Origin of the sequence: Synechococcus sp. R60.1 (assembly GCF_047461835.1) — a bacterium.
Classification (GTDB): Bacteria; Cyanobacteriota; Cyanobacteriia; order Thermostichales; family Thermostichaceae; genus Thermostichus.
In genome coordinates this window covers 1-19276 of sequence record NZ_JANSIA010000055.1, presented here as the reverse complement: position 1 = coordinate 19276, position 19276 = coordinate 1, and the positions used below count along the sequence as shown (strand labels likewise).

The following is a 19276-nucleotide window of genomic DNA, read 5'->3' as shown; positions in this document are numbered from 1 at the left end:
AATTTTCTGCTTTGCTTTGGCTACCATGTTGGCAGACTCGAAAGTAAACAGAAAGATCAACTGGTAGTAATCCGTACAGAACATATTATACATTATTTTCAGTATAGTTGAGCTTATTATTGACTAGAGTCATGCTCTTGTGACCCGCAGCTACAGCCTCGATTGCCAAATCCTGCGGGCCATCTACCACTCCGGCCTGACCCCCCACTACCTGGGGATGATCGGCAGCCGCAAGCGGGTACAAACCGTACTGCGAACCCTGGCCCAGGAAGGGATCCCGGAGACCGCCTTCAGTCGGCTCTTTGCCCCCATTGGCCTGGAGATCCACGCCGAAACCCCCGCCGAGATTGCCATCAGCATCACCGCCCAGCTCATCCAGGTGCGACGGGGATCCCCGAAGACAATACCCACACAAAAGGGCGAAACTTAGGCGTAGGCTTGCCGGTTGGCCCGAGAACAAGCTAGGCTAGAAAAGCGCCGCGGGGTAGAGCAGCCTGGTAGCTCGTCGGGCTCATAACCCGAAGGTCACTGGTTCAAATCCAGTCCCCGCTATACCTAGGAGACAGTTGCTTAAAGCAGTGTCCGCACATCCACCACCTTGCCGCTGACTGCCGCCGCTGCCACCATGGCCGGGCTCATGAGCAGAGTGCGCCCGCTGGGGGATCCCTGGCGGCCCTTGAAGTTGCGGTTGGAAGAAGAGGCGCTGATCTGGCGCCCCACCAGCCGATCCGGGTTCATCGCCAAACACATGGAGCAACCGGGATCCCGCCACTCAAACCCTGCCGCCTCGAAGATCTCCCGCAAGCCCTCCTGTTCTGCCTCCTGCTTTACCCGTTCTGAGCCGGGCACCACAAACGCCTTCACCCCTGGGGCCACCCGTCGCCCCTTAGCAATCTTGGCTGCCTCCCGCAGGTCGCTCAAGCGGCCATTGGTGCAACTGCCGATGAAGCAGACATCCACTGGTGTCCCTACAATGGGATCCCCCGGCTGCAAGTCCATGTAGGCATAGGCCTCTTTGGCCAGTTCCCGCTCGCTTTCCGGCAGATCCTCGGGGGCAGGGATCCGCTCATCCACCCCAATACCTTGGCCGGGGGTGATCCCCCAAGTAACCGTCGGCGCAATATCTGCGGCTTGGAAGACCACCACATCGTCGTAGCGGGCATCGCCATCGCTGGCCAGGCTTCTCCACCAGGCTACCGCCTCTTCCCAATCGGATCCCTGGGGGGCAAACTCTCGCCCCCGCAAATACTCAAAGGTCACCCCATCGGGGTTGACGTAGCCGCAGCGGGCCCCTCCCTCGATGGACATGTTGCAGAGGGTCATGCGCTCTTCCATGCTCATGGCTTCAATGGCGCTGCCCCCATACTCGTAGGCGTAGCCCACCCCGCCTTTGACCCCCAGCTTGCGGATGATGTGCAGAATTACATCCTTAGCGTAAACTCCCGGCCCCAACTTGCCGTGGATCTCAATGCGGCGCACCTTGAGCTTGGACAAAGCCAAAGTTTGGGTGGCCAATACGTCTCGCACCTGGCTGGTGCCGATCCCAAAAGCAATGGCCCCAAAGGCCCCGTGGGTAGAGGTGTGGCTGTCCCCACAGGCGATGGTCATCCCCGGCAGAGTTAACCCTTGCTCCGGGGCAATCACATGCACGATCCCCTGCCGACCGGAGCCACTGTTGTAGAAACGGATGCCGTATTGCCGACAATTGCGCTCCAGTTCCTGGATCATCTCCTCTGCCAAGGGATCCGCAAAAGGCCGTGCCCGGTTGTCGGTGGGAATGATGTGATCCACGGTGGCCACCGTCCGCTCGGGAAACAGAACCGGCAGATGGCGCTCCCGCAGCATGGCAAAAGCCTGCGGACTGGTCACCTCGTGAATTAGGTGCAGGCCGATGAACAACTGCGTCTGCCCAGAGGGCAAAATCCGCACCGTATGGGCATCCCACACCTTATCGAATAATGTCCTCTCGCTCATCTTTCTCGGCCCGCAGCCAAGTCCTGTAAACTTTCAATGTGCTACTTGGGGAAAAGCTTGTCAAGGCACAGGCCTCCGTTATCTCTGGGCAACGCTGCTGAGCTGAGCGAGATGCAGCCCTTCTTTGAACATCCCCAGCCGGCAAAGGCGGGTCGGAGTCCTCAAGCCAGAAAACCTGTTGCCAGCCCTTCAAACGGGATCCCTGATGGCCGGCCAGGGCAAAAAGCGATAGCCCGCCCCTTCAATGGCGGCGACGATATCCGGCAGGGCCTCTGCAGTGTGGGGCCAGCGATCGTGCAGCAGCAAAACCAGGGGCCGCTCGGAAGCTTGGATCGCCGGCAACTGGGCTCGAATGCGCTCCAAAAGTTGGGCTGCACTTTGGCCGGCGTAGGCATCTTCTGCGCTCATGTTCCAGTAAAGAACGCGATACCCTGCCTGCTCTAGAGAATGGCGCAAAGCAGAGTCTAGGCGAAAACCTCCCGGTGGGCGAACAACCAGTTGGGGATCCAAGTTCAGCGTTTTGAGCAGTTGGGTTGTCTGATCCACCTCAGCATAAAACAGCTCATTGCTTCCGTAGAGACGTTGATAATCGTGGGTAAAAGTGTGATTGGCTATGGTGTGGTGATGGGCCTGGATCAATTGAGCCAATTCTGGAAATCGGGAAACGTGGGTGCCAATAACAAAGAAAGTGGCCGGGATCTGAAGATCATCCAAAACCTGTAAAAGTCGGGGGGTGGATTGGGGCCAGGGGCCATCGTCAATGGTCAGAAAGGCAGAACGAGGCGGCACCTCCAGTAAAGGCCCCAGCATTTCTTCCAAGGGCAGTTGCAAAGGTTGGCTGTTTTCCGCCGGATCGAGAAAGTCGGGATCCGGGATCCAGCTATGCTGCAGAAACACCTCCACACGAGGGGGAGCAGGGGTAATCAACAGTCGCCCCGTCTGCTCATTTTGGTTGCCCCAGCTCAGTCGATAGGGCAGATCCGAGGCAATCTCGACGGTTGTTGTACGGGTAATGACTCCGTAGGGGATGTCGATCACATAATGCCCGTTCACCTCTTCTTGATGGATCCAGGCTGCAGAAGGAGCTGATAAATAAATGAGCAAATCTTGGGGATTGGCGCCGCGCACCACCCGAATGCTTTCGATGGGGAGAATGAGGTTGTATTCCGAGGTGGCCGTCAGGTTCAGCTCAAAAAGAGGCTGGGCCCCTACCGTGCAGTAGTAGATCAGTCCAACCAGTAGGAAAACCAGGCAAAATATCGACGCTTTCAGAGAGTGCATAGGAATGGCTTAAGCCTTCGCAACCAATCATAGGACAGAAGCCACCCAAGCTCGATAGAGCCCATCAATTTAGTGAGGATCCGGAAGGCCCTGGGATCCCAGGTGGCGAGAGCAGGCGCTCTTCCCATTTACGTGCAGGTGAGGCCCGTCGGATGTCCCGCCAAATGGCTGTGGCAGCTAAGGTACCATCGGCAACCGCAATCGACACTTGGTTCAGGCCCTGCTTCAAATCGCCCAGTGCAAACAGCCGCGGATGGGCAGTGCGACACCACTCGTCGGTCAACAAGTTTTCCCCTTGCCATTTCAAGCCGGGGATCCCTTTCAAATAGGCATTGTGGTATTTGGCTCCCATCGCCACCAAGCCGGTAGTTGCTTCGATGTAAGTGCCATCTTCCAGCTCCACACCCTGCAATTGATGGTTTTCTCCAAGAAAGCGGCGAATAGGAGATTCGTAGAGGGGGTAGCCATGATCCGCCAGTTTTTTGCGCATGTCGGGGCCGACCGAGCAGAGGCCGTGGGTCAACACCGAGATATAGGGTGTAAACCAGTTGAGGACAAAAGCTGTATTGATCCGATCTTCCGAATTGACGATCAACACTGACTTTTGATCCCGCATTTCATAGCCGTCGCAGATCATACAGACATGCAGTGAATAGCCGGCGTAGTCGTAAACATTCTGCATATCCGACAACTGAGGCAGCTCGTCCATAATGCCGGTTGCTGCAATCAGATATTTGCTCCGAAAAATGGGGTAGAGGCTGTTAACTTTTCCCACCTTAACTTTGACCGCAAAGAGGTCTCCCTCATCGGTGGCATCTTCCACGAAGCCGCGCAGGTAATCTACCCCTAAACTGAGGGCGTGCTCTGTTCCCTGTCGCAACAGCTCTCGTCCGGGAGTGGTCGGAGGCAATCCCAGATAATTGCGCAAATCCTGCATCCAAAAAGAGCGGCCTCTGCCCTTCTCCACCACCAGGCAACTCAATCCATAACGAGCCAGATAGATTGCCGCCGACAACCCCCCTGCTCCCCCTCCGGCCACAATCACGTCATAGATTTTGCCCAAACCAACCTCTAGATTCCTGCTGCTCAGTTTCATAGACGGGATCCCCTCACGAGCTTTTTGCCGGGTGATCTCAGGTCGTTGGCTGCGGCCTGAAAAATCTTAATGAAAAATCTTAAGAAACTCTATATGTTCCGAGGACTGCTTATCCTGCTGAGTCCACCACATTTCTGTTGAGGCGTGATCCAAGTGAAGGGAGCAGTCCCAACAACCGTCTAGCAACCGTCTAGAATGGGGACTGAACTCCCCCTTAGGAGAAAAGCCCTATGCCAGGTATCTTAGCGGCCATTGCCCTGATCTTTGTCGGCTACCTGTTCAACTCGGTCAAAATCATCAGCCAGGGGTATGAGGCATTGGTGGAGCGTTTGGGCAGGTTTCATCGCAAGCTGACCCCAGGATTGCACTTTATTCTTACCCCTATCGATAGGATTGTGTTCCAGGAAACCATCCGCGAGAAGGTGTTGGACGTGCCTCCTCAGCAGTGCATCACCAGCGACAACGTCTCTTTGATGGCCGATGCGGTGGTCTATTGGCGCATCACCGACATGATCAAGGCCCGCTATGCGGTGGAGGATGTGCAGCGGGCTTTGATTAACCTGGTGCTGACGGCCTTGCGCGCCGAGATTGGCCGTATGGATTTGGATCAAACCTTTTCCTCCCGCGCCGAGATCAACGCCCGCCTTTTGACAGAGCTGGACGAGGCCACAGATCCCTGGGGGATCAAGATCACGCGCGTGGAAGTCAGGGACATTCAACCCTCCAAAACCGTGCAAGACTCGATGGAAAAACAAATGGCTGCCGAGCGGGAAAAGCGGGCCGCTATTCTGAAATCAGAAGGGGAGCAGCAGGCCAGCATCAACCAGGCTGCGGGGGCCGCCAAGGCACAGCTATTGCGAGCAGAAGCGGAGAAGCGAGAGCGGCTGCTGTTGGCTGAGGGCACGGCTGAAGCCATCAAGACCATCGCCGCCACGCTGCAGGAGAATCCAGAGGCAGCCAATGCGTTGCAATACCTGATGGCGCAAAACTATATCGACATGGGCCTCAAGGTGGGCAGCAGTCCCAGCGCCAAGGTAATCTTCATGGATCCCAATTCGATCCCTGGCACCCTGCAAGGGCTGCTCTCCATGGTGGACGTGGCCAAGGGTGGGGAAGGATCTCGCACAGTGACCTCTCAGAAGCTGCGCACCCCGACCGCTTTCCCAACCGAAGTGGACTTTCCGCGGCTCGACTGAGTTTGACCGACCATGATGGCCCGGGATCCCGATTGGCTGCTGGTGGGACAGGTGGTGGCGGCCCACGGCTTGCGGGGCTGGCTGCGGGTTAGGTGCTGGTCGGATTTTCCAGAGCGCTTCACAGAGCCTGGACCACGCTGGTTGCAGCGGGATACGGATCCCGAGCCCCTGCTGCACCCCTTGATCGAGGGGCAGTTTTTCCCGGCTAAGGGTCTTTATTTGGTGCGACTGGAAGGGATCCCCAATCGAACGGTGGCTGAGACTTGGGTAGGAGCTAGGCTGCTGGTACCGGCTTCCCACCGCTTGCCCTTGCAGCCGGAAGAGTACCACTACCGCGATCTCATCGGCTTGGCCGTCTATCACCAAGGGAAGCTGCTGGGACAGGTTTCGGGGATTTTGGCAGCCGGCCAGGATGTGCTGGAGATAACAACCTCTGACCATCGGCAGGTGTTGATCCCCTTTGTGAAAGCCCTGGTGCCCGTCGTGGATTTGGAAAAAGGCGCACTGCACGTGCAGCCGCCGCCTGGGTTGGTGGAGAGCTTTCTGGGTTAGAGTTCGGCAAGACGGCCTGACTTCCGTACCTGCATCCCATCCTGAACTTGGCCCTCAGAAGCGCCTGTGTGGCCGTTCTAGCCTTTTGTGCTATCATGGGGACAGTTTTTTTGATGATAAGCTGATTCCTGGCCTTTAAGGTCAATTTTTCTGGGTTTCTGTTGATCTTGGCTAGGAGCCTTCCTCGGGATTGGAGTTGGGAATGACGGAAAACTACGGTGCAGAGCAGATCCAAGTTTTGGAAGGCTTGGAGGCTGTGCGCAAGCGGCCTGGCATGTATATTGGCTCCACCGGGCCGAAGGGGTTGCACCATTTGGTGTACGAGGTGGTGGACAACTCTGTGGATGAGGCCCTGGCCGGCTATTGCAATGATATTCAGATCAGCCTGCATCCCGACGGCTCGGTAGCCGTCTTGGACAATGGCCGTGGCATTCCGGTGGACATCCACCCCAAAACCGGGCAGTCGGCCCTGGTTACGGTGCTGACGGTGCTGCACGCGGGGGGCAAGTTTGGCGGTGGCGGCTACAAAGTCTCCGGTGGGCTGCACGGGGTGGGCGTGTCGGTGGTGAATGCCCTCTCCGAATGGGTGGAGGTGACGGTTTGGCGAGAGGGCAAGGTTTACTTTCAACGTTTCGAGCGCGGGGCGGTGGTGGGATCCCTGAAATCTGAACCCCAACCCAAGGGATCCAATCGGCGGGGTACAGAGGTGCGCTTCAAGCCGGATGGACTGATCTTTCCCGAGCGAGAGTTCGACTATGCCCTGCTGGCGGCCCGCTTTCGCGAATTGGCCTACCTCAATGCCGGCTTGAAAATTACCTTCAGCGATCTGCGGCGGGATCCGCCCCACTGCGAAACCTATCAATATGCAGGCGGCATCAGGGAATATGTAGCCTTTATCAACCACGAAAAAACGCCCATCCACTCCGACATCATCTACATCCAAGGGGAGCGGGATGGTGTGGAGGTGGAAGTGGCGCTGCAGTGGTGCTCGGATGTGTACACCGACAATTTGATCGGCTTTGCCAACAACATCCGCACCAACGAAGGGGGTACCCACCTGGAGGGCTTGAAAACCTCTCTTACCCTCACCATCAACAGTCAAGCCCGCAAGCTCAACAAGCTGAAAGACTCCGACAGCAACCTGGCCGGAGAAAATGTGCGCGAGGGGTTGACGGCCATCGTCTCGGTCAAGGTGCCCAACCCCGAGTTTGAGGGGCAAACCAAAACCAAGTTGGGCAACACCGAGGTGCGGGGCATTGTGCAAACCCTCGTCTCCGAGGCGCTCACGGAGTACTTGGAATTCAACCCCAACGTGGCCAGGGGGATCGTCGATAAGGCCATCCAGTCCTTCAATGCTGCCGAGGCAGCCCGGCGGGCCAGAGAATTGGTGCGGCGCAAATCTGCCCTGGAATCTTCCACGCTGCCGGGGAAGTTGGCCGATTGCAGTTGCCGCGACCCGGCGGAGTCTGAGGTGTATTTGGTGGAAGGCGACTCTGCAGGCGGCAGCGCCAAACAGGGTCGGGATCGGCAGTTTCAGGCGGTGTTGCCCTTGCGCGGCAAGATCCTCAACATTGAAAAGGCGGATCCCGCCAAGATCTACAAAAACGCCGAAATTCAGGCGATGATCACAGCGCTGGGTTTGGGAGTTAAAGGCGATGAATTTGATCCCAGCCAACTGCGCTACCACCGCATCATCCTCATGACCGATGCCGATGTGGACGGTAGCCACATTCGCACCCTGTTGCTGACCTTTTTCTACCGCTATCAAAAGGCGCTTCTGGAACAGGGCTATGTCTATATCGCCTGTCCGCCGCTCTACAAAATCGAGTGGGGCCGCAACAATGTTCGCTACTGCTACAGCGACGCCGAGAAAGACCAGATCCTGCGGGGGCTGCCTGCCAACACCAAGTACACCATCCAACGGTTCAAGGGTCTGGGGGAAATGATGCCCGAACAACTTTGGGAGACCACCATGAACCCGGCAACGCGCACCCTCAAACAAATCACCATCGAAGATGCGGTGGAGGCGGATCGCATTTTCACCATCTTGATGGGAGATGCTGTTGGTCCCCGACGGGAGTTTATTGAGGCCCACAGTGCCCATTTGGATCTGGCGGCTCTCGATATTTAGCGACTCTCGATATTGGGTGGAGAGAACTCTGTCCCGCCTCTTCGGGGCCCACGGCAGGGGGAAAGTGCTCCGCACCGCTGTCGCGAACGTAACGGTGTTGCAGACGAGGCCGCGAGCAGCCAAAAGCTCCCGGACGGGGCAAGATCCCAGTTGCAGCCCAGACCCTGTGGCAAAGTGAGGGAGGAGCGCTCAAGATCCTGCCATGCCTGCATTCCTTACCGCTCTTCTCGCTGCGCTGGGGGGCTATCTCCTGGGATCCATTCCAACCGGCTACTGGGTAGGCCGTTGGTGGGGGGGGATCGATATTCGCCAACATGGATCCGGCTCTACCGGAGCGACCAATGTGTTGCGGACGTTGGGCAAGGGGCCCGCCCTGCTGGTGTTGCTGGTGGATGCTGCCAAGGGGGCAGCAGCAGTGGCTCTGGGATCGGCCTTGGGATCCGCGTGGTGGGTGGTTTTGGCGGCATTGTTCGCAGTGATCGGCCATAGCCGTTCCTGCTGGCTGGGCTTCAGGGGGGGCAAATCGGTGGCCACCAGCCTGGGGATCTTGTTGGCCATGGCTTGGCCGGTAGCCCTGACAACTTTCGGCGTCTGGCTGCTGGGGCTCGCCCTCACCCGCATCGTTTCCTTCAGCTCCCTGCTGGCGGCAGTGGCGGCCCCGGTGGTGATGTGGGCAACAGCTCAACCTTTGCCCTATTTGTTGTTTGCGTTGGCGGGCGGGGTGTATGTGATCGGTGCTCATCGGCGCAACATCGAGCGCCTACTGGCCGGGTCGGAGCCGCGCATTGGCCAAAAATGGACGCAATCTCCCTAATTTTCAAGGCACTGTGAAGCAGCTGTATTACTCCGCAACGCTATGCAACCGACCACAGTGGTTTTTGTCTACGGATCCCTGCTGCGGGGCGGCCAATACCACAGCTTGCTGCAGGGGGCAGAATTTTTGGGGACAGACAGCCTCAACCACATTGATCTTTACAGTCTCGGCCCCTACCCGATGGCAGTTCGTGGCCGAAACCGGCTCTACGGCGAGTGCTACCGCATCCCCTTGAGTCTATTGCCCCGATTGGACGAGCTGGAAGACCACCCGCGGGTGTACGAACGGCAGTGGGTGCAACTGGATAGCGGCACCTTTGCTTGGGTTTATCTGGGTCAGCCTGAGCAGGTGCAGGGGTGTTCCCTCATCCCCAGTGGCCGCTGGCTGGCTAGAGATCAAAGTGGAGCTTGACGCCCTCAACATACTGGGGCGGCAACAAAGACTCTATCCCACTGTTGTGCTCCGCACCGCTGTCGCGAACGCGAACGGCTGCCGACGGATCCCATTCTTGGGAATCAGACTCTTTGGCGGAGAGAACACCAGCATCCACAGGGCTGGAAACGCGCTCCAGGTAGTAGATGCGATCCCCGCGTCGCCAAATGTCTGGCTCAGGCAGGTAGAAGAGCCGACCCGGTCGAGATGAGCCGCTCCTCAGCCGCTGCGGGCGCACCAACAACAAGGGCAGGCATAGATCGGCTTTGATTCGATAGGCAAACTGATCCCGCAGCCGTTCAAGGGTGGGATCCTCCAGTCCCATCTGGGCCAGGAAGGGATTGGGCAGCGCTGGTGCTGAAAAAGCGCTCCGCACCGCTGTCGGGAACGACTCTTGAGCCGTCAAGACATCAGCTCTATTGCTCCGCACTGCCTCCGGCAGGGTTGAGGCCGCATTCGCAGAAGCGTCACGTAGCGATAAAGGGAGAGGCAGGCCCAGGTCTGCCAACGTGGGTAGGGTGATCGAGCGCAGCTCAGCCCGGTTGGCCTCCAGATAGCCGGCCCAGCGCTGCAGTTGGGGGAAGGAAGGCTGCAAGGTGCGGATCCCTTCTGAGATGGGCATATCCGGCAGCAACACCGTCCAGATGGTGGCCGAAACCGAGAGTTTCACCATCAACTCGGCAATGGCCCAGTTTACCTGCGGATCCAGAGTCAGGATCAACAGAGTTTCCGCATGGTCGATATCGGCCTTCAACAAAGCAGACTCGTTCAGTACAGCTTCCTGCAGGGATCCGGGGATGGCTTCTGGCTTGCCGACTTCCTGGCTTGGGGCAGACTTGTGGGTGCCGTTGCCGTCAGAGGAATGAAGTTGTGGGGGCAAGCCATCTGCTGGACGACGCTTCGGCGTTCCTGACAGGGATGTGGAGGACTTACGGGATGGCGGGATGGAGTCCTTACCGTCTGTTGGGTGGGGAGCTTTGTAGCTGCCGTGCCCATTTTTGGAAGACCCAGAAACCAACGGGATCACCTCGACCGTCTGGTTGAGCGAGCGCATCAACTGGGCCAATTGGTTGGTGAGGGGATGATCGCCGATGATTATGGTGGAACTGCCCTGATCCAGACCCAGCCAACGGGCCACCCAAGCCGCGGTCAGCCCCTGTACCGTCACCGTCACCGAGATGGTCAAAAACACCAGCGCCTTGAGGGCATCCCCCCCAGTAATGCCCCGTTCTGTCAGCAGAATGGCAAACAAGGAGGCCACCGAAGCCGCCACAATGCCCCGAGGAGCCAGCCAAGCCACAAACAGCTTCTGCCGCCAATTCAGGTCGCTGCGCCAGGTACACAGCCACACGCTCAAGGGGCGGATGACCAGCATCAAGCACAGCACTGTGGCCAGGGATCCCCAGCCCAGGGCAAACACCGCCTTGAGGGAGAGCGTGGCAGTCAGCAGGATAAAGATCACAGAGATGGCCAACACCACCAACTGGCCGTGAAACTGCCGCACACCCCGCTCGGCAATGGCCGCCTTCTGCCGCACCACCAGGCCCGCCATCACCACCGCCATCAGCCCCGCCTCCGATCGCAGCGACTGGGCCAAGGCAAACACCCCCAGGGCCCCCGCCAGCACCACCGAGTTGCGCAGCTCCTCGGTTAAAAACTGCCGCGACCAAAGCAGGAAGGATCCCATCAGCCAGCCCCCCAGCGCTCCCACCGCCGACCCGATGGCCAGACGGCTGGACAACTGTTCCAGGGCCATGAGAAAACTGGGATGGCCGGAGAGCACCACCTGCAGCACCACCACTGCCAGAATGGCCCCGATGGGATCGATGAGCACCCCTTCTCCTTCCAGGAGGGTGCTGACTGCCGAATCGACTCGTACCCGCTTCAGGATAGGGTTGATCACCGTCGGCCCCGTCACCACCACCAGGGATCCAAACAAAAAAGCCAGCCGCCAGGGAAACTCCCCCAGATAGTGAGCTGCTGCCGCTCCCCCCACCAAGGTCAGCAGGGATCCCAACAAAACCAAATTGCGCAGGCTATCGGATACCTGATTGAGACGTTGCAGCCGCAGGTTCAGTCCCCCCTCAAACAAGATCAGAGCCACCGCCAACGACACCAGCGCTTCCAGCCCGGATCCCATGACTTGGGGATGAACCCAGCCCAAACCATCTGGCCCCAGCAACAGGCCAAACAGCAGCAGGAATACAATGCTGGGCACTTTGACAAAATTGGCCAGCACCTGAGCAGCGATCCCAGCCACCAGGGCTAGCGTAAACAGGATCGTCAGCTCAAATGAATCTTGCATATTGAGGCTTAACCGAACGCAATAGCGGGACGGAGCCCTTACCTTTCCAGCTACTGAACGCCAACCCTCTCATTGTTTCCATCGTTAACGTCGTTATTACTCCGCAACGCTAACGCCAATACAGACTGCTGGAAAGTCTCCAATCGTCAAGGTGGCTCTGCCCATCACGTCAGCAGTTCATGAGCTCGAACATGCAGAGTTAACATTTAGTTAACCTCTGTGCGCTGGCTCCATAAAGTTGCAAAAGCTACACCCAGCTCCACTCTTTCTACAGTACACACGACTTACCTCAACCTATCACAGAGCGAGCTTGACGACCACTCTGGCATTGGGAGCCCTGTTGGAATGAAGGCCAATTAACATGCTGCCAGAAATCTCCCCTTCTAGGCTTTCTCGCCTTCTGAGCGGCTGAGACCGGTCTCTAAGGGCTTAACGCGACGGATAGGCAGATTGGCAATAAGAGCAGTCGTTCCCCCTTCCGTGGCCAAGTGAAACTGCATCCCTTCTGAATCCAGCTCCACATAGCGGGACACCACCCCCAAAATCTCCAGGCGCATTGATTCCAGCGCCGCCGGGGTGAGGTCAGCGCGGTCATGGGCCAAGATCAGCTTCAACCGTTGCTTGGCTTGCTGGCGGCTGTTGCCGGAGTGCCGAGAAAAAAGCTGATCCAAAAAATCGAGGAGCATAGGTTTTGTTGGCTTTGTTACTCAGTTGTAAACAGGTCAAAATTGCCATTGCAACCTGGATGAGTTAGAGATGGAACAGTCGTCAGAGCACCTTTTGGTTTAAAAACCGTTTGGCCCGCTCCCAAAAGGACTCGCCCAAACTGGCCATCTTGGGGAAGTCCACTGTTTCCCCTTCCAGCCGTCGGGCAATGCGCTGGATGGCCTGAGCAGCCAGAGTTGGATTGGCGGAGAGAACCAGGGGCTCCCCTTTGTTGGTGGAGACGATCACCTCGCGGTCTTCTGGAATGATACCCACCAAGGGGATGGCCAGCACCTCCACCACATCTTCCACCGACATCATCTGGCCGGCTGCCACCATGTCCGGGCGCAGGCGGTTGACAATGAGCTGAGTCGATGAAATCTGGGCGGCTTCCAGCAGGCCCACCACGCGATCTGCATCCCGCACCGCTGCCACTTCTGGGGTGGTGATGATGATGGCCTCGTTGGCTCCGGCGATGGCATTGCGAAACCCCTGCTCGATCCCAGCAGGACAATCGATCAGCACATAGTCATGGCTGCTGGCCAGCTTCTCGATTAACTGGCGCATCTGATCCGGATGCACCGACGTTTTGTTGCGGGTTTGGGCTGCCGGCAACAGCGAGAGATTGGGGGTGCGCTTGTCTTTCACCAAAGCTTGCTCGAGGCGACATTCCCCGGCGATCACCTCTAGGGCTGTGTACACCACCCGATTCTCCAGCCCCAGCAGCAAATCCAGGTTGCGCAGGCCAAAGTCTGCATCCACCACCACCACCGAGCGACCCAAGCGCGCCAAGGCAGTGCCCAGGTTGGCCGTCACGGTGGTTTTGCCGACTCCACCTTTACCAGAGGTTATGACAATGACTCGGCTCATACTCCTCTCCGCAGAAAATCCTGAAGGCTGGCGACGCAGATGACATCCTCCTGCAGGTAAACCACTTCAGGGGTGTTGGGCAGGGATCCACCTTCTGGCGGACGGGCCACTTGATCGGCAATGCGCAACTGAGTGGGCTCCAACTGCAAAGCCAAAATTACAGCTCCCTTGTCGCCGTCGGCCCCCGCGTGAACCAGGCCCCGCAAGCGTCCCCAAACCCAAATATCTCCTCCAGCAATGATCTCGCCGCCGGGGTTGAGATCCCCCAACAGGAATACGGATCCTCTGTGACGCACGGACATGCCAGAGCGCACTGTCGAACGTAGGTACAGAGGTGTGGTGTCTGGGGGAGCAGGGGGAACTGCCTCCAAAAGGGAAGATTGCTCCACAGAATACCCCAACGTCGCTGCTGCAATCGCTGTCGAGCGGGATCGAGTTTGAACGCGCCACAGTTGCAGTCCATGCTGAGACAATAGGGCAGCAAGAAGTTGTAGGGTGGGCATGTCCAGCTCTCGCTGCTGGCTCCAGAGGGTGAGGGGAGCGACCCCGGCCCAGTAGGGTTTGCGGCTGCGCAACTGCCAAACCAGGTTTTCCCAAAGCTCTTCCCAAGGTAAGGTGCTGGGCAAGTGCAGATGAATCCCTTGTGCATCCGACCGAAAGTAAACGCTGCCCGTGGCCCAGGAGTCTGGAGATGGGGAGATTTCAGGGTTCCATGTAGGGGATCCCGTCATGACCGCCCTTAAACGTCTGCCTGAATATAGAGCCCTATCCTATTCCATTCCCCCAAGCCAGGGGAAACTCTCTCGGCGGTTGCCCTTGATAGCAAAGCGGTTTCGCTTGGGTGGCAGGACAATCTTGCTTCGGGATCGCTAACTTGAGGGTACTTGATGGAGCCAATTCCTGATGTTGAAACCTCGCCACACCCTCAGGCTGCTCGCGCCAGCAGGACAGGATCCTCTCCTCTCCAAGGGGTGGAGTTCTCGCGCGGTGAGACCGGTCGCCATTGCCCTACTCAGCATTCTTGCGGCGTCTGGGATGGGATCCCCTGCCCATGCCCAAGATCTGGGCCGTTTGCTGATTCATGGCCTTCAGTGGCTGCAGGTGAGCCAGTTGAACGATGCCCAAGAGGTGAGCTTAGGCCGCCAGATCGATCGACAAGTAAACTACCCGACTCTGACCGCTAAGCGGTACAGGGCGGGCTTTCAGTAGCCCTGCAGTTGGCAAGCCAACCACGGACCTCTAGGCTGGTTTACAGCAGCCCCAAAAAGCGCAATTACGCTTGCACCATTAAGGTCCATTATACTTCATCAAAGCGCATTCCTCCCAACACTGAACCTACGGGTACAGTGCGGGGCTCCTGCGATTTCTAGCTGAAAGCGCGGGGACAACTTCGCCTCAGTTCGGATCCCTACTGGGTCGAGCGGGTGAACCGCATTGGCCAACGGGTGGCCGCCCACAGCGAACGGCCCCATCTGCCCTACACCTTTCAAGTGGTGGCAGATCCCGACATCAACGCCTTTGCCACACTGGGAGGCTTTGTCTATATCACCACCGGTGCCCTCGCAGCCGCCGACAACGACGACCAGATTGCCGCCGTGCTGGCCCACGAGGTGGCCCACATCGGCGAACGCCACGGCCTGCAACAACTGCAGCAGGCTGCCACTGCCCAGTTTGGGGCTCAATTGTTGGGGCTCAACGACAGTACCCTGGCCGCTCTGGCCCTGGAATTGGGAGTACGGCGCCCGCAGAGCCGTGAAAACGAGTTTATCGCCGATGAAAAAGGTCTGGGGGCAGCCTATCGCGCCGGGTTTGACCCGCAGGGCATGCCGCAATTTTTGGCCAAGTTGCAATCCCGCGGATCTGTGCCAGAGTTCCTGCGCACCCATCCCCCCGTCTCGGAGCGCATTGCCCGCCTCAACCAGCTCATCATTCAGCACGGCATGGTCAGCCCAGCCGGTCAGACCGTTCCACTCCACGGCTCCGGCGGCTCCATTTGGCCCTCCGGATCCCCCGAACAAACCCAACGCACCGAGATTGAGATCCTGCCGGTAATCCCTGCCTTGCCCTAACCCGGCCCAGGGGGATCCCTTCTGCCCAAGGCCGGCTGGATGGCTCCCTGTGTTTCTTTGTCAGGGACAGTTACTGGTGGAGCTGTGCTTCACAGCAAAGGCAGACCGCGTAGTCTCCGCAACTGGTTGAGGTGGGCCGGGCAATCGCATCCAAATAGGGCAACAGCTGCGTTGCTTTCTTCAAGGGTGAACTCTAGGAAAGGAGGCTCTGTCACCTCGACTTCAGCCCAGGACTCCGTCTCGCCAACACGAGCGGATGGGATGGGATCCTTCTGCTCGGGAACAAGAAGAGGATGTCTCCACGGCAGAGAACGGGAGCGGACAACATTCAGGTCAAATGGGGGCGCGTCCAGGGTAGAAGCTCGAGCTGCAGGAGCAAACCAAAGCAGCAACGCCCACAGAGCCGGTGCCGGCCACCTTGCCCAGCGCCAATAGGAATAGGGGATCCCTGCCATAGACTTTGCTAACTCACTAGTGTACCGTCCGCTTTGGATTTTGCCAGGGAGTGGCTGAAGCGAAGAGGACGTCATAGCTGTGCAACGCTAACGCGACTGGCCGGCATCGTCTCAGGAACCGTTGGGTCACAGCCGGCGGATCCCATGCCAAACTTTGGTTTAGAATATCTTTAGATTCGAGATTCAGTCTCACTCATTTGAACCTGGGGAGGCCAACCTTTAGCCTTGCCAAGGGTATCCCTCTTCTGCAGCGCTCCACTGGGATCTAGCTTCCTGCCCTTTCCCGTCCTGTTTTGTTCATTATCTCTACCAACTCAGGAGTTTCTTATGGCCGTTCCAAATGGTCATTCCGGCACGCTTCCAGAGCAAGAGGCTTCTTCTATGGGAAAGGACGCCCTCCCGCTAACGCAAACGGGTAACGCTCTAAACCTGGCTCCCCTGCCTGCTGATGGAGCCTCCGGGGCTGCTCAGATGCCGGTACTGCTGGGGGAGAAATCCGGCCCGCCCGTGTTTCCCAGCCCTGTCAAGTTCAGCGAAATTGAGATTGACCACCGTCCGGTTGGGGCTTCAACCCTGAAAGTGGTGGATTACTATGCCGACGGACGTCCAGTTGCTGCTGCAACTCTCAAAGTCGTGGACACTTGGGGGGAGGGACGCCCAACGGTTGCCTCTGGCGCCAAATTCATCCATGACCCCGCGCTCAATCGCCCGATAATGGCTGATGGCCTGAAAATTGCCAAAACCTTTATGGGCAATCGCCCCATTGAGGCCAGCCCCCTCAAGGTGATGCGCTAGCCCGGATCCCCAAGGTGGGCCAGGGATCCCCTTGCTAACCTAGGTTAGGGCACAGCAGGGCAGTGAGCATGGAGATCCTGGCGGTTCTCTTGGGGCTGTTGGCGAGCTTGGGAGGAGGAGCGGGCTATCTGGCGGATCAGACGGCGCGGCAGCTTTTGCTGGATCAGTTGGATCGGGCAGAGGTTTTGGAGGTGCGTATTCAAAGCCAGCCCAATTACCGACTGCTGAATGGCCAAGCGGATCGCCTGCTGATTGCCGGTCGCGGGCTCTATCGAGCGCCCTTTCCCCGCATCGAGCTTCTGGAGCTGGAAACTGATCCGGTGGCAATTGACCCCTCTTTTTTCCAGGGGGCTCCCTTGCGCCTGGCGCGACCTCTGCAAGCGGCGGTACGGGTGGTGGTGCGAGAAGAGGACTTGAATGCTGCCCTCAACAAGCCAGAGGTGCTCCGCCAGTTTCAGGATATCCGCGCCGATCTGCCCTTTGGGGGAGCTGGAAGGGAAGCTCGCCGTTTTGATCTGCGTCAGCCTCGAGTCGAGTTTTCGGATCCCAGCCGCATTCAGCTCTCTGCCCTCTTGGTGGAGAAAGACGGCGGTACTGAGCAAAAGGACTCCGTCCCGCTAACGCGAGCGGTGGAGGTGGTGTTTAACACCGGGATCCGCGTGGAAGAAGGGCGCAGCCTAAAGCTGGAGAATCCGGAGTTTGTGATCGGTTCTGTGCGGGTTCCCGATGAGATCTCAGCAGCGTTTTTGGGCGGGCTCAATGAGGTGCTTGACCTGCAAGAGCTGGAAGAGATTGGGATCCTGATGCGGGTGCTCAGCCTAGAGATAGAGCCTGACCAGTTGCAGGTGATTGGGTTTGTGCGGGTGGAAGGGTTGGAAAGGACCTCGTCCCGCTAACGGGGATCCCCATTGAGCAGGGATGAGCTCCCCAGGGCTGCGCTCTAGCAGGAGAGCTGCTCTGTCAAACTGGATAAAGATCAGCCAGGCTGGAGATGGGATTATGGCCTTCGATTGGTTTCGCCGCCGCTATACCGACTCTACCGACTCTTCTGGTGAAGCGGAGTCTTCGCCACCAGCCCCCGCGCCAGCCACAGAACCGGCGGAGATCTCCCCTGAAGACTATTTGGCTTTTGCCAAAGCCGCCTATGCCAACCTGAAGGCCCGTGCTGCTGCCCAAGCCCCACCGGCAACCGAGGAGTCCGCCCCGCCTGCGCGAGCAGAATCCGTCCAGCTGCAGCCACCGGCCTCGACTGAGGACTCCGGCCCACTTGCCCAAGCAGAACCCCGTGAACCCGTCCAGTCCTCCACTCCAACACAAGAACCAGCATCTCCAGAATCGCCCCCTGTGCAGCCGGCGGCAGCTCCCTCGTTTTTCGATCTGGCTCCCCGTGCTGCTGAGCGTCTCCAAGCCCTGCAAGCCAGCGCCGTGGATGAGCCCAAACCCGAGCCGGTGACTCCAGCCGTTGCTCCCTCTCCAGAGACGGGGCCGGAAGAGCTGGTCTTCGATGAGGGCTTCCGCTGGTCAGCCGAGATCCTGGCGGCTCAAGGGCGCAAACCGGAAGAGATTTCCGTTGAGGAAATCTCCTGGCTGCAAAAGCTGCGGCGAGGCTTGGGCAAAACCCGCCTTAACCTGATCAACCAGTTGAAAGCGCTGGTAGGCCGCGGCCCTCTGGATCAGAAGGCTGTGGAAGAAATTGAGGCCCTGTTGCTGCAGGCCGATGTGGGGATCGACGCCACCGAGCAGATCATCCAAGCCCTACAAAAGCGCATGCGAGAGGAGGTGGTGCCCCCAGAGGAGGCCGTCAAATACCTCAAGCAGCAGATGCGGCAGATGTTGACGGTGGGGAATCCCACCTTTGCCCCACAACGGGACACGCTCAACATTTGGCTGATTGTCGGGGTGAATGGGGCGGGCAAAACCACCACCATTGGCAAAATTGCCCATGTCGCCCGCAAGTCTGGGTACCGCTGTCTGATTGCTGCTGCTGATACTTTCCGGGCTGCTGCTGTGGAGCAGCTCAAGGTTTGGGCAGAGCGAGCAGGGGTAGAGGTAATCGCCAATCCCTCTCCCAATGCCGATCCGGCAGCGGTGGTTTTTGACGCCATCACAGCCGCCAAGGCCAGGGGCACCGAGTTGCTGTTGGTGGACACGGCAGGCCGTCTGCAAAACAAGAAAAACCTGATGGACGAGCTAGCCAAGATCCGCCGCATCGTTGACAAAAAAGCTCCCGAAGCCAAAGTAGAAAGCCTTCTGGTGCTGGATGCCACCCAAGGGCAAAACGGGTTGCGCCAAGCCGAGGTGTTTGCCGAGGCTGCCAAGTTGAGCGGTGTGATCCTGACTAAGCTGGATAGCACCGCCAAGGGGGGGATTGCCCTGGCCATTACGCAGCAGATGAACCTACCCATCCGCTTTATCGGCGCCGGCGAGGGGCTAGAAGATCTGCGGCCTTTTTCCAGCTACGAGTTTGTGGAAGCTCTTCTAAGCGAGTATTGAGGCACCCCCTCTCTGAGAAGGGCCATTGTGAAGGAGCATGACTCTAGTCAATAATAAGCTCAACTATACTGAAAATAATGTATAATATGTTCAGTACGGATTACTACC

Annotated in this window: 18 protein-coding genes and 1 tRNA gene; 12 read left to right on the top strand and 7 right to left on the bottom strand. The window is 58.2% G+C overall.

Going from position 1 to position 19276, the window contains the following annotated elements:
- The first annotated feature begins 139 nt into the window (after positions 1-139).
- Positions 140-430 carry an XdhC family protein gene (locus NW834_RS08880; protein WP_414419510.1) on the top strand — a complete coding sequence of 97 codons (291 nt, stop codon included), beginning with the start codon at positions 140-142 and terminating at the stop codon, positions 428-430.
- Between the two features lie 48 nt (positions 431-478).
- A tRNA-Met gene (locus NW834_RS08875) sits at positions 479-552 on the top strand.
- A gap of 18 nt (positions 553-570) precedes the next feature.
- Here the strand turns inward: NW834_RS08875 and leuC are convergent.
- The 3 genes from leuC to NW834_RS08860 form a co-directional block, all read right to left on the bottom strand.
- A complete protein-coding gene (leuC, locus tag NW834_RS08870; RefSeq protein WP_414343883.1) occupies positions 571-1974 on the bottom strand; it encodes a 3-isopropylmalate dehydratase large subunit in 1404 nt (467 codons plus the stop codon).
- Between the two features lie 189 nt (positions 1975-2163).
- Positions 2164-3255 carry a polysaccharide deacetylase family protein gene (locus NW834_RS08865; RefSeq protein ID WP_414419511.1) on the bottom strand — a complete coding sequence of 364 codons (1092 nt, stop codon included), beginning with the start codon at positions 3253-3255 and terminating at the stop codon, positions 2164-2166.
- Between the two features lie 64 nt (positions 3256-3319).
- Positions 3320-4351 carry an NAD(P)/FAD-dependent oxidoreductase gene (locus tag NW834_RS08860; protein WP_414419512.1) on the bottom strand — a complete coding sequence of 344 codons (1032 nt, stop codon included), beginning with the start codon at positions 4349-4351 and terminating at the stop codon, positions 3320-3322.
- A gap of 230 nt (positions 4352-4581) precedes the next feature.
- On the opposite strand from NW834_RS08860, the gene NW834_RS08855 reads away from it, so the two are divergent.
- The 5 genes from NW834_RS08855 (at position 4582) to NW834_RS08835 (ending at position 9455) form a co-directional block, all read left to right on the top strand.
- Positions 4582-5547 carry an SPFH domain-containing protein gene (locus NW834_RS08855; RefSeq protein WP_414419513.1) on the top strand — a complete coding sequence of 322 codons (966 nt, stop codon included), beginning with the start codon at positions 4582-4584 and terminating at the stop codon, positions 5545-5547.
- A gap of 12 nt (positions 5548-5559) precedes the next feature.
- Entirely contained in the window at positions 5560-6099 is a 540-nt protein-coding gene (gene rimM / locus NW834_RS08850) for a ribosome maturation factor RimM (RefSeq protein WP_414419514.1), read from the top strand.
- Positions 6100-6301: 202 nt separating this feature from the next.
- Positions 6302-8230, top strand: a complete 1929-nt coding sequence (gyrB, locus tag NW834_RS08845) for a DNA topoisomerase (ATP-hydrolyzing) subunit B (RefSeq protein ID WP_414409306.1) — start codon at positions 6302-6304, stop codon at positions 8228-8230.
- Positions 8231-8432: 202 nt separating this feature from the next.
- Positions 8433-9044 carry a glycerol-3-phosphate 1-O-acyltransferase PlsY gene (gene plsY, locus NW834_RS08840; protein WP_414419515.1) on the top strand — a complete coding sequence of 204 codons (612 nt, stop codon included), beginning with the start codon at positions 8433-8435 and terminating at the stop codon, positions 9042-9044.
- A 42-nt stretch (positions 9045-9086) separates the two neighbouring features.
- A complete protein-coding gene (locus NW834_RS08835; RefSeq protein WP_414419516.1) occupies positions 9087-9455 on the top strand; it encodes a gamma-glutamylcyclotransferase in 369 nt (122 codons plus the stop codon).
- Here the strand turns inward: NW834_RS08835 and NW834_RS08830 are convergent.
- From NW834_RS08830 to minC, 4 genes are all read right to left on the bottom strand, one after another.
- Positions 9433-11781, bottom strand: a complete 2349-nt coding sequence (locus NW834_RS08830) for a cation:proton antiporter (RefSeq protein ID WP_414419517.1) — start codon at positions 11779-11781, stop codon at positions 9433-9435. The two genes, NW834_RS08835 and NW834_RS08830, sit on opposite strands and share 23 nt — an antisense overlap.
- Positions 11782-12164: 383 nt before the next feature.
- The gene (minE, locus tag NW834_RS08825; RefSeq protein ID WP_011431985.1) at positions 12165-12467 is read right to left on the bottom strand and encodes a cell division topological specificity factor MinE; all 303 of its coding nucleotides are present in this window, start codon (positions 12465-12467) and stop codon (positions 12165-12167) included.
- 82 nt (positions 12468-12549) lie between these two features.
- Complete coding sequence (gene minD / locus NW834_RS08820; RefSeq protein WP_011431984.1) at positions 12550-13356, bottom strand: septum site-determining protein MinD; 807 nt, start codon at positions 13354-13356, stop codon at positions 12550-12552.
- Positions 13353-14087, bottom strand: a complete 735-nt coding sequence (minC, locus tag NW834_RS08815; RefSeq protein ID WP_414329647.1) for a septum site-determining protein MinC — start codon at positions 14085-14087, stop codon at positions 13353-13355. The genes minD and minC overlap by 4 nt, the downstream gene beginning before the upstream one ends.
- A gap of 172 nt (positions 14088-14259) precedes the next feature.
- Between minC and NW834_RS08810 the strand changes: the two genes are divergently transcribed.
- The 5 genes from NW834_RS08810 to ftsY all read left to right on the top strand — a co-directional run bounded on the left by NW834_RS08810 (position 14260) and on the right by ftsY (position 19168).
- Positions 14260-14565, top strand: coding sequence for a hypothetical protein (locus tag NW834_RS08810; RefSeq protein ID WP_414343871.1), 306 nt, complete (start codon positions 14260-14262; stop codon positions 14563-14565).
- A gap of 215 nt (positions 14566-14780) precedes the next feature.
- The gene (locus NW834_RS08805; RefSeq protein ID WP_414419518.1) at positions 14781-15425 is read left to right on the top strand and encodes a M48 family metallopeptidase; all 645 of its coding nucleotides are present in this window, start codon (positions 14781-14783) and stop codon (positions 15423-15425) included.
- A 926-nt stretch (positions 15426-16351) separates the two neighbouring features.
- The gene (locus NW834_RS08800) at positions 16352-16675 is read left to right on the top strand and encodes a hypothetical protein (protein WP_414419519.1); all 324 of its coding nucleotides are present in this window, start codon (positions 16352-16354) and stop codon (positions 16673-16675) included.
- 68 nt (positions 16676-16743) lie between these two features.
- Positions 16744-17571 (top strand): DUF2993 domain-containing protein, encoded by an 828-nt coding sequence (locus NW834_RS08795; RefSeq protein WP_414343865.1) that lies wholly within the window; start codon positions 16744-16746, stop codon positions 17569-17571.
- A gap of 103 nt (positions 17572-17674) precedes the next feature.
- Positions 17675-19168 (top strand): signal recognition particle-docking protein FtsY, encoded by a 1494-nt coding sequence (gene ftsY, locus NW834_RS08790; protein WP_414419520.1) that lies wholly within the window; start codon positions 17675-17677, stop codon positions 19166-19168.
- Positions 19169-19276: the final 108 nt, after the last annotated feature.